The organism is Amycolatopsis sp. NPDC043887, assembly GCF_056435665.1.
In genome coordinates this window covers 75,465-90,524 of sequence record NZ_JBWKEB010000017.1, presented here as the reverse complement: position 1 = coordinate 90,524, position 15,060 = coordinate 75,465, and the positions used below count along the sequence as shown (strand labels likewise).

The following is a 15,060-nucleotide window of genomic DNA, read 5'->3' as shown; positions in this document are numbered from 1 at the left end:
AGAGGACTAAGTGCGGAGGAGGGAGGTGGCGAGCGCCGGGGTGTCCACGCCGGCGACGCCGTCGAGGACGTGCCAGGGCGCGAGCCAGCCCGTCGCGGCGAGCTCGTCGTAGACCACCGAGCACCGCTTCTGGAGCGCGTCGTCGGTCTCGAAGGAATCCCGCGCGCGGTCGGCGTCGCTCTCCGCGCGCCGCTGCGCGCGGTCGGCGGCGACGTCGGCGGTGACCCGGAGCAGCAGATGCGCGACGGGCACCGGCAGGCCGAACCGGTCGATCTCCAGCTCCTTGAGCCAGCGCACGAACTCGCCGTCCGCGCCCTGGTGGAGCCGGGCGGCGCCGTACGCCGCGTTCGACGCGACGTACCGGTCGAGCAGCACGACGTCGTGATCGCCGAGACGAGCGCGGATCTCGTCGGCCGCGCCCCGCCGGTCGAGCGCGTAGAGCATCGCCATGCCGTAGACGGAGTCGGCGAGGTCGCCGTGGCCGCGGTGCAGCGCTTCCTTCACGAGGTCGGCGTGCACGCTTTCGCCGTACCGCGGGAAAGCGATGGACGTGACGCTCGCCCCGGCCGCGTTCAGCGCGCCGGTCAGCGCGTCGGCGAGGGTGCGCTTGCCCGCACCGTCCAGACCTTCGATCACCACGAGTCGTCCCACGCGCTCAGAATATGACCAGCACCGCGAAGCGGTTCCGTTGAGGGCGGTGGCGGGGGCATGGATGACGAGGTGGTCGACCGGCGGGCCAGACGGGTCAGCTCACGTCCGGCCCACCGGTCCGCTAGGGGACGCGCCTCTTCGAGTGCAGGAAAAAGCCGGCGACACCGATGAGGAGCAAGCCGCCGAAGATCAGCAGCGGCACGAAGCCGGTGTCCTGCGCGTCGGGCGCGGGGCCGCCGTCGCCGCGCGGCATCACTTGGGCGTTGTAGCCGCCTGCCTTGCCCTCCTGGGCATACGGCGAGTTCGCGAGCATGGCGCCGTACCGGCCGGAGACGGTCTTCTGGTACTCCGCGAGGGTGGCCGAGGCGCCGCTCGCGTAGCCGCTGGCACCCGAGTCGAGCAGGGTCACCCGCCCGTCGCGCAGCGCGTACCAGGCGTCGACCTGGGGTTCGTGGAGCAGCGTCGCACCGGCGGGCAGCCGCCGGGCCAGTTCGCTTTCCCGGTCACCCGACGCGATGTTGCCGACGCGCCAGACGCCGTCGTCGCCGCGGACCGACCAGACGGTCGCGGTCCGCCCGTCGGACGCCGCCACCGGTACCGCGACGTAGGCGAGCCGCCCGGCGACCGCGCCGTCACCGGCGACGAAATCCCTCGAAAGCTCGTAAACCGGGAAGGATTCGTCGACGACGCTCACCGACGGCGCAGTGCCCGAACCACCCGTCTGTGTGAAGAAGCGGCCGATTTCGACACGCAGCGTGGGGTCGTCGGCAGCCGCCTTCGCGGCCGCGAGATCTTCACCGGACAGGTGATCCGCGCGCGCTCCGGGCGCCGAGACCAGCAGTGCGACCGCGACCAGCCCGGCGAGCCCGAGGAACTTCCGCGCGCTCATCGCCGGATCCCGGTGAGCGTATGGGTCCAGGTGAAGGACTTGTTCGCCGAGTAGAAGTCGTAGGTCGACCAGTTGTAGCGGTTGCCGGTGGGCAGTGGATCCCCCCACGAGATCCACTTCCGGCCGGCGTCGTGGCCGTAGAGAACGTGCATGTGGCCGCCGCCCGCGGCCCAGCCGACCCGCGTCTGGACGGGCTTGCCGTCGCCGGTCTGGGCCTGGACGGCGGCGAAGGGGATGCGGCTCTTGAGGTAGTTCCCCGGGGCCGCGAAGCCGAGCTTGCCGAAGGCGCGCCGGACGTCACCCAGCGTTCCCGGCTCGTCGGCGCACTCCCGGCGGCGCTCGTCGTGGGCGATCCGGCAGAATTCGTTCTGAGTGACGGTCACGCCGTGGTGTGCCGCGATGGTGTTGCCGGAAGCCACCCAGCACCACTGGGACTTCTCCTGCGTCTGCATGGCGATGGGGTTCTGGCGGGCAGGCGGCGAGGGCAGCGCGCTCGCCGGGGTCTGGATCGCCAGCCACGCCACGAGACTCGCGGCGCCGGCGGCGCAAAACCTCCTCGAGAACACAGGCACGACGGGCCTCCTGGTCACCATGGCGAACCAATGTGGTCACAACGGTGAACAGCAGGCTCACACAGAGCAAGATGGGCACTCGGCGGAACGGACCGTTCCGGGGCGTTTCCACACCCCGGAACGGTCACTCTTCCGGGGTCAACCACCCCGAACGGGGGACGTAGTGTTCACAGTGCGCTGCTAACGTGAACGTTCCGCGGTGTTCACGCTCAGCGCACACACTGGTCTGGTGAAGGGACGAGCGGTGACACGAGACGGTGCCGATACGTTCTCGGCGGGAAAGCTCGCCTCGACTCGAGCTGACGCGTCCTCGGCGGGAGGGCATGCCTCGAACGACGACACCCCGACGATCATCGACGGCACGCGCCGTCAGCCGCTCGAAGCCTTGCCCAAAGAACTCGTCGAGGCCCTCCGCAGCGGCGAATTCCACCACGCGCTCCGGCAGGCGATCGCCTACCGGGGCCTGTCACTCGCCCGGCTCCGCGCCCACCTCGGGCTCCGCGGCGTCCAAATCGGACAGTCGACGTTGAGCTACTGGCAGCGCGGATTGCGGCAGCCGGAGGTGCCCAAGGCGCTGCCCGCGGTGCGTGCGCTGGAATCGGTGCTGCAACTGCCCCCGGACGCGCTCGTCGTGCTGATCGGACCGCGGACGGCGCGGGCGCGCGGACACCAGATGGCCGCGTCGTTCCACGACATCCGGTCCGGCGACATGGGCTCGATCGTCGACCAGCTGCTGGCCGAACTGGGCGCGTACCCGTCGTCCAATCGCTACAACGCCGACCTCGAGATGCTCTCGGTGCACGACACGATCACCTTCGACGCCGCGCACCGGCAGGTCGGCCTCCAGACCCGGCTGGTGTGCCGGGCCCGGCGGCACGGCCCGGACCGGTACGTCACCGTCTACAACGGCGACCCGGGCTGCAACATCGGCGACGTCGAGCTGATCACCGCCGAGGGTTGCCGGGTCGGCCGGATCCGGCGCAACGCCGGGGCCGAGACGATGGCCACCGAACTGCTCTTCGACCGGAAGCTCGCCGAGGGCGAGATCCACGTGTTCTGCTTCGAGGTCCGCGACGACTCCGGCACCGCGTCGCCGGGGTACTTCCGGATGCTGCGGGACCAGTGCTCGAGCTACCTGGTGCAGCTGAAGTTCGCGCTCGGCGCGCTGCCCGCCCGCTGCACCCGGCAGTTCCGGACGCGCGACGACGCCGTGCCCGTCGAGTCCGAGGAGCTGCCCCTCGACATGGGCGGCGTGACCAGCGGTTTCTTCAGCGACGCCGGGCCGGGGCTGGCCGGCATCGAGGTCGAGTGGCGCTAGCGCGTGCGATGAAAGGCCCCTTCATTGCAAATTTTGCAATGAAGGGGCCTTTCATGGCAGCCGTCAGTACCGGTAGTGGTCGGTCTTGAAGGGACCTTCGACGTCCACGTCGATGTACTCGGCCTGCTCCTTGGTCAGCTTCGTGAGCTCACCGCCGAGCGCGTCGAGGTGGATCTTCGCGACCTTCTCGTCGAGCTTCTTCGGGAGGCGGAAGACCTCCTTGTCGTACTCCTCGTGCTTGGTGAACAGCTCGATCTGCGCGATCACCTGGTTGGAGAAGCTGTTCGACATCACGAAGGACGGGTGCCCGGTCGCGTTGCCCAGGTTCAGCAGGCGGCCCTCGGACAGCACGATGATGCTCTTGCCGTCCGGGAACACCCACTCGTCGACCTGGGGTTTGATGGTGATGCGCCGGATGCCCGGGTAACGCTGCAGGCCCGCCATGTCGAGCTCGTTGTCGAAGTGGCCGATGTTGCCCAGGATCGCCTGGTGCTTCATCTTCGCCATGTGCTCGACGAGCACGACGTCCTTGTTGCCGGTCGTCGTGATGATGATGTCGGCCTCGCCGAGGACGTTCTCCAGCTTCTTGACCTGGTAGCCGTCCATCGCCGCCTGCAGCGCGCAGATCGGGTCGATCTCGGTGACGATCACCCGCGCGCCCTGGCCGCGCAGCGATTCCGCGGCGCCCTTGCCGACGTCGCCGTAACCGCAGACGACCGCGACCTTGCCGCCGATGAGGACGTCGGTACCGCGGTTGATGCCGTCGATCAGTGAGTGCCGGATACCGTAGCGGTTGTCGAACTTCGACTTGGTCACCGCGTCGTTCACGTTGATCGCCGGGAACAGCAGCTCACCGGCCGCGGCGAGCTGGTAGAGCCGCAGCACGCCGGTCGTGGTCTCCTCGGTGACCCCGCGGACGCCTTCGCCGATCTTGGTCCATTTGCCGGTGTCGGCCGCGACGGAGGCGCTCAGCAGCTGCAGGAACACGCGGAACTCGTCCGAGGTGTTCTCGTCCGGGGCGGGGACGACACCGGCCTTCTCGAACTCCGTTCCCTTGTGCACCAGCATGGTGGCGTCACCGCCGTCGTCGAGGATCATGTTGGGACCCTCGCCGTCCCAGGTCAGCATCCGCTCGGTGCACCACCAGTACTCCTCCAGCGACTCGCCCTTCCAGGCGAACACCGGGACACCCTTGGGCTCCTCGGGGGTGCCGTGCGGGCCGACGACGACCGCCGCGGCGGCGTGGTCCTGGGTGGAGAAGATGTTGCAGGAGGCCCAGCGCACCTCCGCCCCCAGCGCGACGAGGGTTTCGATCAGGACCGCGGTCTGTACGGTCATGTGCAGCGAGCCCGAAACCCGGGCTCCCCGCAGGGGATAGACCTCGGCGTACTCGCGGCGCAGCGCCATCAGGCCCGGCATCTCGTGCTCGGCGAGGCGGATCTCCTTGCGGCCGAACTCGGCGGCCTCGAGATCGGCGACGGCGAACTCGATGCCGTTGCGGGTGTCGTGCCGCTTGGCAACGCTTTCGGGGGTCATATGCGCGCTTCCTCCAAGGTTGGATGACATCGGAACAGTACCGTTGTCGGCTCAAAGCCCACTGGAACGGTTTGGAGGCCTTCACCGTGGTCATGCCGGGTCCCGATACCCGCGTCGTCGAAATACGCGTACCCGGGCTAGTGGGCACGAGCGGTGAAAGCCTGCTGGATTCGACGTCGGTGGTCGACGTCGCGGGCGATGGGATCGGCAGGCTGATCCGGCCGTCGGACCGGCTGCGCCGTCCCGCTCCCGGCCCGGTGCTGCCCGCGCTCGGCCGTTCGATCCCGCGCATCCTCGAAGGCTACCTGTGGAGCGGGATGACCTCCGGGGGCGCGGCGAAGGCGACCTGGGCGCTGCTGTTCCCGTTCTCGCTGGCGAACGTCGCGCACTGGATGCTGCCGCCGGTCCCGGAGGGCAGGCGGTTCGCGGCGCTGCTCGGCGCGGTTTGCCGAGGTCTGCTGCGGGTGGCGTCACTGCTGCTGACGATGCTGCTGATCAGCCAGCTCGCGGTGGTCTCGCTCGACCTTTTCGCCGCGCAGTGCCTCGCGCCGGGCTCGACCTGTCTCGAAGGCGCGCCGTCGTTCCTGCGGGAGTTCGCGCCGCTGCGGACGGCGATCGGGGTGCTGCCGCTGCTGGCGCTGATCTTCGTGCTCGACCGGATCCCGTCGTCGGACTGGCGCTCGCGGAACAGGCTGCACCGCGTCCCCAGTTCGAGCCCGCTGCAACCGCAGGACCAGCCGCGGACGCCCGGCCTGCGCACCCTCCACACCGTCGCCGCCTTGACCTGTGTCGCGCTTCCGCTGCTCGGCGGGCCGTTCCGGCTGCCGTCCGCGACGTTCGACCTGATCGTCTGGATCTGCGCGCTGGCGCTCGTCCTCGCCACGCTGGTGGCCTCGACGGTCGGCTTCTCGGCCGGGCCGGTGATCCGGGGCGGGCTGATCGGGGTCGCCGTCGTCCTGGTCGGCATCGCCGTCGTGCGCCGGACGCCGCTGCCCGCGGGGCTCCCTGGCGGTGGGCTCGGTGGAGCGGACGGGACGGTCGAGGCGCTCGGGGCCGCGATGGTCGCGGTGACCGTGCTGTTCGCGCTGATCCTCGTCCCGGCGGCCCTGCTCGGACGGCCGGCGTGGAAGCACCTGCCGCACCGGCTGCGGCCGTGGCTCGGCGGGTGGGCGGCGGCGCCGGTCGTCGCGCTGGCCGGTCTGCTCGGCGGCGGCTTCGGCGCGGGGCTCGCGGTCGCGCTGCGGCAGCTGGTCGGCGCGAACGAACTCCGGCTGCCCGACACCTACGCGCTCGTGACCGTGTTGTGGGGTGCCGGTCTCGCGCTCGCCGTCGTGCTCGGTGTGCTGGGCTTCGCGGTCGCCGTCCCGCTGCGACGGCTGCGCCGCGGCATCCCGAAGATCGTCGCGCTGATGGAGATCGACAAGGCACAGGAAGAGGAAGCCGCGAGTGCCTGGGCGCGTGCGTCGTGGGAACGCAAGCATCTGCACCATCTCGCGCTCACGGTGGCGCTGGCGATGGCGGCGGGCGGCGGGGCGCTCCTGGTGCTGCGCTTCGGTTTCGGCCCGCTGCCGGGCTGGTTCAAGCCTCTCTCCGCGATCGGCGTGTTCGCGCTGGGCGCGATGGCGGCCGGGCTGCTGCGCGTCGTGTTCGCCGCCGCGACGACCCCCAAACGCAGCCGTCACCTCGGCGCGCTGGCGGATCTCGTCTGCTTCTGGCCGCGTGCCGCCCATCCGACCGTTCCGCCGAGTTACGCGCTCAAGGTCGTGCCGGAACTCGCGGACCGGGTCAAGGAACATCTGGCCGATCCGGGCACCAGGGTCGTGCTTTCCGGATACAACCTCGGCAGCCTGCTGACCGTGCTCGCCGCGGCACGCGTGATCGCCGATCTCCCGCCGGAGGACCGCGACCGGGTCGGGCTGCTGACCGCGGGGTCACCGCTGCAATGGGGTTACCAGCGTGCCTTCCCCGCCATGCTGCCGCAGGCGCAGCTGGCCGGACTGTTCGAAGGCCTCGACGGCCGCTGGCGTGCGCTGTGCCGCGGCACGGACATCTTCGGCGGCGGCGTCACGACGTGGCGTCATCGCGTGGTGGCCGGGAAACTGCTGGGCGACGGCTACCTGCCCGGCGGCGGGACCGGACCGCTGGCCGCCGAGGCCGACGATCAGGGCGTCCTGGTCCTCGGCGGCGACCACTGGCTGCCCGACCCGATGCGCGGGCCGACCGGGCGGCACCGCTGGGCACCCGGGGTCCTCAAGCACACCGACTACGTCGTCGACGCCGAATGGGACAACGCCGTCGCGATGGCCGCCGGCCTCGGCAGGCCACGCCCGAAGAACCCTTGGGGCGAGCAAGGATCGCTGTTCGGGGACTTCCCGCAGATGCGCTGAAGGCCCCCTTCACGAGGAAGAGGGCCTTCAGGCGTCAGCTAGCTTCAGTTGGCCTTGCGGCGCAGGCGCAGCAGGACCAGGACGCCGGCACCGGCCAGGACCAGCAGGCCACCGGCCCACAGCAGCCAGGCGTTGTCGAAACCGGTGTCCGCGAGGCCGCCGCCGTTGCCGCCGTTACCGTCGACCACCGGGGCCGGGGCGGTGGTGGTGCTGCTGGGGGCTTCCGACGTCTGGGACGGCTTGTCCGGGGAAGTCGGGGCCGTCGTCGGCGGCTTGGCCGTGGTGGTCTTCGTCGGCTCGGTCGGCTTCGTCGGCTCGGACGGCTTGGTCTTCTCACCGCAGACGAACCAGTGGCTGATGTCCGCCTGCTGGTCACCCTTGTTCAGCGGCGAACGCAGCTGCGTCCACGGCGGGTTCTCGGGCAGCCCCTTCTCCCCGGGCACGTAGACGTTGTAGCCATGGCCGCCCTTGACCACGATCGCCGTGACGGTGACGCCCTTGGCGACCGCGGTGATGTCGAGGTACTTGTCCTGCTGTGTGCCACCGGTGAAGGTCAGGTCCGAGGTGGGCAGGACCTTGCCCGGGACCTTGGCCCCCTCGCAAGTGGTGGCGTTGCGATCCACGACCTGGGTCGCGCGGTCGTCGCTGCGGGTCGCGAGGGCGGTGCCTGCGGTCCCGACGAGGGCCACGGCGGCGAGGGCGACGACGGTGACGGCGGAACGAACACGCCGTCTGGGCTTGGTCTGCATTCGGAGCTCTCCTGTACCGATCGGGGGAACAAACGAGCGAAGCGCGGCGCCACCTCCGAGGGAACGCGGTCAACTCGCGGTACTTCTGCAGGAGTCGCGTTAACCCATCAGGGGGGAAGCAAGGTCCCGGACGGTATCGCACACGGATTTTACGGCGGCACCGGGACCCCGGGTGTTATCACTCCGAGACCGGACGGGCCAGGGACGAAAACGGCCCACCATCCACAAAGGAATGGTGGGCCGCCGAAACGAGAATGATCAGTCCGAAACGGACGTCGGCACCTCGCCCTTGTCCTGCTTGCCGAGCAGTGATCGGCGACGGCTGTAGGCGAAGTAGATGACGACGCCCAGCGCCATCCACGCCAGGAAGCGCAGCCACGTGAGCACGGTCAGGTTCAGCATCAGCCACAGGCAGGCGACGATCGCCAGGATCGGGATCACCGGGACCCACGGCACCCGGAAGGCGCGGGGCAGATCGGGCCGGGTCTTGCGCAGCACCAGCACGCCCGCCGAGACCAGGACGAAGGCGAACAGCGTTCCGACGTTGACCATTTCCTCGAGTTTGTCCGCCGGGAAGAACGTCGCCGCGACCGCGACCAGCCCGCCGACGACGACGGTCGCGCGCTTCGGGGTCCCGTTCGAGCCGGTCTTCGCCAGGCCGCGCGGCATCAGGCCGTCACGCGACATCGCGAAGATGATCCGGATCTGGCCGAGCATCAGCACCATGACGACGGTCGTCAGACCGGCGAGGGCACCGACGGAGATGATGTTGGCCGCCCAGTCGACGCCGTTGGCCGCGAACGCGGACGCGAGCGTCTTCTTGCCGCCGTCACCCGCCGAGGTGGCGAGATCCTTGTAGTTCACCATGCCGACGACCACGAGCGACACGGCGACGTACAGCACCGTGACGATGGCGAGCGAGCCGAAGATGCCGCGGGGCACGGCCTTCTGCGGGTTGCGGGTCTCCTCGGCGGTGGTCGCGACGATGTCGAACCCGATGAACGCGAAGAAAACCAGCGACGCGGCGGCCAGCAGCCCGAAGACGCCGAACGCGCTGCTGCCGCCACCGGCGATCAGCGAGAAGAGCGACTGGTCGACGCCGGTCGACGCCGACTCCGCGGCGGGCTGGGCGTCCGGGACGAACGGGGTGTAGTTCGATCCCTTGATGTAGAAGATGCCCAGCACGATCACGAACAGCACCACCGCGACCTTGATCCCGGTGATCACCATGGAGAACCGCGAAGACAGCTTCGTGCCGACGGCGAGCAGCGTCGCGAGCACCAGCACCACGAGCAAGGCGCCCCAGTCGACCGGGATCGGGCCGAGCTCGAACGTCGTCTTCGTGCCCTTGCCGAAGATGTAGGAGAGCACGGTTTCGAGGTACGCGGACCAGCCCTTCGACACCGCAGCCGCGCCGACCGCGAGCTCCAGGATGAGGTCCCAGCCGATGATCCACGCCATGAACTCGCCGAACGTGGCATAGGAGAACGTGTACGCGCTCCCGGCCACCGGGACGGTCGACGCGAATTCCGCGTAGCAGAGGGCTGCCAGTGCACAGGCGATGGCCGCGAACACGAAGGCGAGCGAGACCGACGGCCCCGCGAAGTCACCGGCCGTCCGCGCGGTGAGGGTGAAGATACCGGCACCGATGACGACGGCGACCCCGAAGACGGTCAGGTCCCACGCGCTCAGGTTCCGCCTGAGCTTGGTCCCCGGCTCGTCGGTGTCCGCGATGGACTGCTCGATGGATTTCGTACGCCACAGACCGTTTCCGGGCACCCTGGACCTCCTACACCTGACTGCGGTTCAAGGGACCCTATCCTCCGCCCGGATCGCCAGCGCGGTGGGAGAGCAACGAAGTACCGGGAGGTCTTGGCGGTGATCGCCGGAGCAAGGAGGGTTGCTCCGGATGGCGGCAGGCGGTTTCCTCTCGCGAGCAGCCGCTCAGTCCGGCACGCGAGCGGCGATTCGGTACTGGTTGACCGGTATTCGAGTCCCGCACCATCGGCCGATCATGGCCGGGACCAGGGCTGTCCGTGTCGATGAAGAATTTGGGACGTTGAGTGTCCTAAATCCTTCATGGACAACTCCGCGCCGGCGACCCCTCACTTTCGTGCGGGTCAGCAGTGAGTCGGCACCTGGCCGGCTCAGACCAGCGCGCGGTCCAGGTCCGGCTCCAGGTAGATCAGCTTCGCCGTCGGCACCTTCGCCCGCACACGCGCTTCGGCGTCGTCGATGGCCTGCGCGATGTCCGCGGTCTCCAGCCCCGGCACCAGCGCGAGCTTCGCGGCCACCAGCATCTCGTCCGGGCCGATGTACAGCGTCCGGATGTGGATGACCCGCTCGACCTTGCCCGCGGCGAGTTCGTCGACGATCACGTCGAGGTCGGACTCGGAGGCGCCTTCGCCGATCAGCAGGCTCTTCATCTCGATGATCAGGATGATCGCGATGATGCCGAGCAGCACACCGATCGTCACGGTGCCGATGCCGTCCCACACCGGGTCGCCCGTGATCACCGAAAGCCCGACACCCGCGAGCGCGAAGACCAGACCGAGCAGCGCGCCCGCGTCCTCCAGCAGCACCACCGGCAGTTCTGGCGTCTTGGCCTGGCGAATGAAGGCCCACCAGCCCGCGTCACCCTTGATCTTCTTCGACTCCTGGATCGCGGTGTAGAAGGAGTAGCACTCCAGCCCGATCGCGACCACGAGGATGCCGACCGCCACCAGCGGCGAGGTCAGGGCCTCCGGCTCGCTGATCTTGTGGATGCCCTCGTACAGCGCGAACACCGAGCCGAGGCTGAAGAGCATCAGCGCGACGATGAACGAGTAGAAGTACCGGTCCCGCCCGAAGCCGAACGGGTGGGTGCGGGTCGCCTTGCGCTGCGAGGTCTTCTGACCCAGCAGCAGGAGCCCCTGGTTCGAGGTGTCCGCGAGCGAGTGCACGGACTCGGCCAGCATCGAGGACGACCCCGTGATGAGGAAGCCGGTGAACTTCGCGGCCGCGATTCCGGCGTTCGCCACGAGCGCGGCGATGATCGCCTTGGTTCCGCCACCTGCAGACACGTGCAACTCCCCATTGGTGTCCCGATATGCCGGGTTCGAAGGCTAGCAGTGCGGATGAGCCCGGACACGGCGGGCGGGACAGGTCGCAGAATTGTCGGGCCTCCTCGCTAGTCTCGCCCCTCTCATGACCTGGGGAGGTGCCCGTGCCGCGATTCGGCGTGCTCGGACCGCTGACGATCGAGAGCCCGCCCGGGCGGCGCACGACGCCGCGCGGCGATCACCAGCGCGCCCTGCTGGCCGTCCTGCTGCTGAACGCGAACTCGTCCGTCCCGGTCGACGCCCTGGTCGAGACCCTCTGGCCGGACACGCCACCGAAGTCGTATTCCTCGAATCTGCACACGTACGTCTCCCGCCTGCGGGCCCGGTTCGAGGGGCTGGAGATAGAGCGGGATCCGCACGGCTACCGGCTGGTGGTCGAGCCGGCCGACCTCGATCTGCTGTCCTTCCGCGAAGCCGCCGCGGCGGGGAAGGCGGCGGCGCGAGCGGGCGATCCGGCGGCCGCCGCCGGGCACTACCGCCGGGCGTTGGCGGAATGGCGCGGGCCGGTCCTTTCCGGACTGCACGTCCCCCGGCTCGACGCGGACATCGCCCGCCTCGAGTCGGAACGGCTCGCCGCCTTCGAAGACTGTGTCGACGCCGAACTGTCCGACGGCAGGCATGGCGAACTCACCGGTGAACTCCAGGCGATGATCACCGAACATCCCCTGCGCGAGCGGCTGGCCGCACAGCTGATGATCGCGCTGCACCGCGCCGGACGGCAGGCCGATTCGCTGGCCGTCCACCGTGATCTGCGCGCCACCCTCGTCGAAGAGCTCGGCGTGGAGCCCGGCGCCGAGGTCCGCCGGGTCCACGCCGCCGTGCTGCGCGGTGAGGATCCGGTGCCCTCGGCCAAGGCGGCGCCGGTCTTCCCGATCTGCCAGCTGCCGCCGGACATCGCGGATCTCGCCGGCCGCGAGAGCGAGATCGCGAAGCTCTCCGCGCTGCTCGGCGACGGCAAGGGCGTCCCGGTCGCGGTGATCACCGGCGAACCCGGCGCGGGCAAGTCGACGCTCGCGGTCAGCACCGCACACAGGCTCCGCCGGTCCTTTCCGGACGGTCAGCTGTTCGTCCCGTTGGCAGGCGCCTCAGACCCCCGCGAACTCGCCGACGTCCTCGGCGACCTGTTGCGCGCGCTCGGCGTCACCGGTCCGGCCATCCCGGACGACGTAGAGGCCAGGGCGGCGGTCTATCGCGGCCGCCTCGCCGATCGGCGGGTCCTCGTGGTGCTCGACGACGCCGCGAGCCCCGACCAGGTTCGCGCGCTGCTGCCGGGAACGCCGGGCAGCGCGGTGCTGATCACCAGCAGGCAGCGGCTTTCCGGGCTCGCGGGGGCGGATCGGCTCCATCTCGCGCCGCTGTCCGGCGCCGAGGCGATGACCCTGCTGGCGCGGCTGGCCGGGCCGGACCGGGTCGGCGCCGAACGCGCGGACGCGGAACGCATCGCCAAGGCCTGCGGCAATCTCCCGCTGGCGTTGCGGATCGCCGGCAGCAGGCTCGCGATGCGGCCTGGTCTTCCGCTCGGGAAACTCGCCGGGAAACTGGAGGACGAGGTCTCGCGCCTCGACGAACTCCAGGTCAGCGATCTCCAGGTCCGCGGCAGTATCGCGTTGAGCTATCAGGCGCTGAGCCCGGCGGCGCGGCGCGCGTTCCGGCTGATCGGTCGCTGCCGCACCCTCGATCTGCCCGCGTGGGCGGTGTCGACGCTGATCGACAGTGCCGACAGCGAAAACGCCGACGAGGCCATCGACGAACTCGTCGAGGCCAGCCTGCTCGAAGCCACCGGTCTCGATCCGACGGGCGAGCAGCGGTTCCGTGTCCACGATCTCGTGCGCTTGTTCGCCACGGAACTCGGCCGGGCGTTGGAGACCCACGCCGAGCGGGTCGCGACGGTCGCGAAGGTGTCGGACGCGGCGCTGTGCCTCGCCGACACGGCGGCCCGCCGCTTGCCGAGGACGGTGCCGATGCCGTTGTCGGATCACGACGTGCCCGCGCAGCCGTTGGCCGGCGAGCTGGTCGAGCGGCTGCTGCGTGACCCCGGCACCTGGTTCTCCGTGGAGCGGGCCAACCTGGTCACCGCCGTCTCGTCGCTGTGCGCCGTCGGCTGGCGGCGGAAAGCGTTGCGGATACTGGAAAGGCTGAGCGCGTACCTGTACTTGCACAGTCATTACACCGACATGCGGACGGCGTACGAGACCTTGCGCGACGCCGCCCGCGAGGCCGGTGACAGGCACATCATGGTCATCGCCGAGGCGAACCTGGCGGTACTGCTGCACGTTCGCGGCGAGTACGAGCTCGCCGCCGAGGGCTACCGCGTGTGTTCGAAGGAATTGGCGGAGCTGGGCGACATTTCCGCGCAGGCGTGGGTCGAGACGAACCTGGCGCGCTGCCTCGTCGGGCTCGGCAGGGCGGGCGAATCCCTGCACGCCGCGACCCAGGCCCGCGAACTGTCCACTGTGGAGGAAAGTGGGGCATACGCGCGGCAGGCGGAGTCCGCGGCGTTGCACCGCCTCGGCAAGATCTCCGAGGCGCTGGAGATCGACAGGCGTAGTCTCGCGCACGCGCGCGAACGCGGCGACGAACGGCAGCTCGGTGTTGCCCTGCAAGGACTTTCGTGGTCGCTGATGCTCGACGGCCGCCCGGAGGAGGCTTTGGCGACGATCGAGGAATCGGTCCGTGTGCTGCGCCGGACGACGGCGAAATCGGCGCTGGCGAAGTCGTTACGCACCCAGGGTGCGATCCTCGCGGGCGCCGGACGGCGGGACGACGCGGTGAAGGCCTACGAGAACGCGCGACGGCTGGCCGGAGCGCTCGAAGAACGACCGCGAGAGCTTTCGTGCACGCGCGCGATCGCCGCGAGCTGGATCGGCGACGGGCGGGCCGATCGCGCGATTCCCGTGCTGCGCCAGTGCCTTGACGAATTCCGCGCCATGGGCGGGAAACCCGCGACGGCCCTCACCCTGCACGTGTTGCGCAGGGCGTACGAGGCCGTCGGGGAAACGAACGCGGCCGAGGCGGCGGGCGAAGAGGCGAAGCGATTGGAAGTCCCCCACGACGCCAACGCTTCGACCCTCGTCCGGTTGCTGTTGTCGCTCACCGAACCCGCCCCGGCCTGACCGGGGGGTGCCCGACCCCTCAGACGGGCACCACCCGGAAATCACCATCAGTCCGGAATCACACCGCGGCGAGCCGTGGTTCTCGCCGTCCGGCGGAGAACCAGGCCAGCACGATCACCAGCACGCCGTTGGCCGCGGCGTCCCACACCGGCGGCGCGGCGGGCCCGAGGCGCGCGACCGCGAACACGTTGATCAGCCCGGCGACGGTCAGCATCACGCGGACGGGCTGGCTGCCGGTCACCACCAGCGCGGCCGTGAGCAGCACCTGCGCGCCGAGCGAGACGAGCACGACCAGCGGAAGGCTCAGCCTGCTCTCCGCGCCGGCGGCGAGTCCGTGCAGGCCGGAGCCCGCGGCCTTGACGGACTCGATCGTTTCGCCCGCCAGCCCCGACAGCGCCTGCGCGGAGCCGACCAGGTCCTGGCCGCTCGGCAGCGGGAGCACCAGGTCGACGACCGGGACGAGCACGGTCACCACGGCGGCTCCGAGCGCGGCGAGGAGGGCGGTGGGGCGCGCGGAGACCGGCACCCGGTAAGCGCGTCCGCTCGCCGTGTCGGGATGGGAAGTCACTACTACTGCTCCTTGGCTATCGACATCCGGGACGAGCCGACGCCAAGCGCCGGGTCACCCCTTCGGGCGATAGTTGCGGAACCCACCACACGGAACGCACACACTTCGGCAAGCGCGCACGCATTCAGTCCTCTGGATGCGGTCCTTGCACACGCAAGTACCGCATCCAGAGGACT

At 69.9% G+C, this 15,060-nt stretch carries 11 protein-coding genes; 3 read left to right on the top strand and 8 right to left on the bottom strand.

Annotated features, from left to right (window positions below; all coding sequences use genetic code 11):
* Window positions 1–6: 6 nt before the first annotated feature.
* The 3 genes from AC069H_RS35080 to AC069H_RS35070 form a co-directional block, all read right to left on the bottom strand.
* Window positions 7–639 carry a dTMP kinase gene (locus AC069H_RS35080; protein ID WP_083650100.1) on the bottom strand — a complete coding sequence of 211 codons (633 nt, stop codon included), beginning with the start codon at window positions 637–639 and terminating at the stop codon, window positions 7–9.
* 133 nt (window positions 640–772) lie between these two features.
* The gene (locus tag AC069H_RS35075) at window positions 773–1,540 is read right to left on the bottom strand and encodes a hypothetical protein (RefSeq protein ID WP_478235194.1); all 768 of its coding nucleotides are present in this window, start codon (window positions 1,538–1,540) and stop codon (window positions 773–775) included.
* Window positions 1,537–2,106 carry a papain-like cysteine protease family protein gene (locus AC069H_RS35070; protein WP_478226413.1) on the bottom strand — a complete coding sequence of 190 codons (570 nt, stop codon included), beginning with the start codon at window positions 2,104–2,106 and terminating at the stop codon, window positions 1,537–1,539. The genes AC069H_RS35075 and AC069H_RS35070 overlap by 4 nt, the downstream gene beginning before the upstream one ends.
* 355 nt (window positions 2,107–2,461) lie before the next feature.
* Between AC069H_RS35070 and AC069H_RS35065 the strand changes: the two genes are divergently transcribed.
* Window positions 2,462–3,430 carry a hypothetical protein gene (locus tag AC069H_RS35065; RefSeq protein WP_478226412.1) on the top strand — a complete coding sequence of 323 codons (969 nt, stop codon included), beginning with the start codon at window positions 2,462–2,464 and terminating at the stop codon, window positions 3,428–3,430.
* 63 nt (window positions 3,431–3,493) lie between these two features.
* Here AC069H_RS35065 and ahcY read toward each other — a convergent pair whose 3' ends face one another.
* On the bottom strand, window positions 3,494–4,966 hold the full coding sequence (gene ahcY / locus AC069H_RS35060) for an adenosylhomocysteinase (protein WP_478235193.1): 1,473 nt from the start codon (window positions 4,964–4,966) through the stop codon (window positions 3,494–3,496).
* Between the two features lie 92 nt (window positions 4,967–5,058).
* Between ahcY and AC069H_RS35055 the strand changes: the two genes are divergently transcribed.
* Entirely contained in the window at window positions 5,059–7,353 is a 2,295-nt protein-coding gene (locus AC069H_RS35055; protein ID WP_478235192.1) for a hypothetical protein, read from the top strand.
* Between the two features lie 44 nt (window positions 7,354–7,397).
* On the opposite strand, the gene AC069H_RS35050 is transcribed toward AC069H_RS35055, so the two are convergent.
* The 3 genes from AC069H_RS35050 to AC069H_RS35040 all read right to left on the bottom strand — a co-directional run bounded on the left by AC069H_RS35050 (window position 7,398) and on the right by AC069H_RS35040 (window position 11,164).
* Window positions 7,398–8,102, bottom strand: coding sequence for an LPXTG cell wall anchor domain-containing protein (locus AC069H_RS35050; RefSeq protein ID WP_478226289.1), 705 nt, complete (start codon window positions 8,100–8,102; stop codon window positions 7,398–7,400).
* A gap of 258 nt (window positions 8,103–8,360) precedes the next feature.
* Complete coding sequence (locus tag AC069H_RS35045) at window positions 8,361–9,881, bottom strand: amino acid permease (RefSeq protein WP_478226288.1); 1,521 nt, start codon at window positions 9,879–9,881, stop codon at window positions 8,361–8,363.
* Between the two features lie 368 nt (window positions 9,882–10,249).
* Window positions 10,250–11,164, bottom strand: coding sequence for a cation diffusion facilitator family transporter (locus AC069H_RS35040; protein WP_478235191.1), 915 nt, complete (start codon window positions 11,162–11,164; stop codon window positions 10,250–10,252).
* Window positions 11,165–11,307: 143 nt separating this feature from the next.
* Between AC069H_RS35040 and AC069H_RS35035 the strand changes: the two genes are divergently transcribed.
* Window positions 11,308–14,316, top strand: a complete 3,009-nt coding sequence (locus tag AC069H_RS35035) for an AfsR/SARP family transcriptional regulator (protein ID WP_478235190.1) — start codon at window positions 11,308–11,310, stop codon at window positions 14,314–14,316.
* 58 nt (window positions 14,317–14,374) lie between these two features.
* On the opposite strand, the gene AC069H_RS35030 is transcribed toward AC069H_RS35035, so the two are convergent.
* Window positions 14,375–14,884 (bottom strand): hypothetical protein, encoded by a 510-nt coding sequence (locus AC069H_RS35030; protein ID WP_478235189.1) that lies wholly within the window; start codon window positions 14,882–14,884, stop codon window positions 14,375–14,377.
* Window positions 14,885–15,060: the final 176 nt, after the last annotated feature.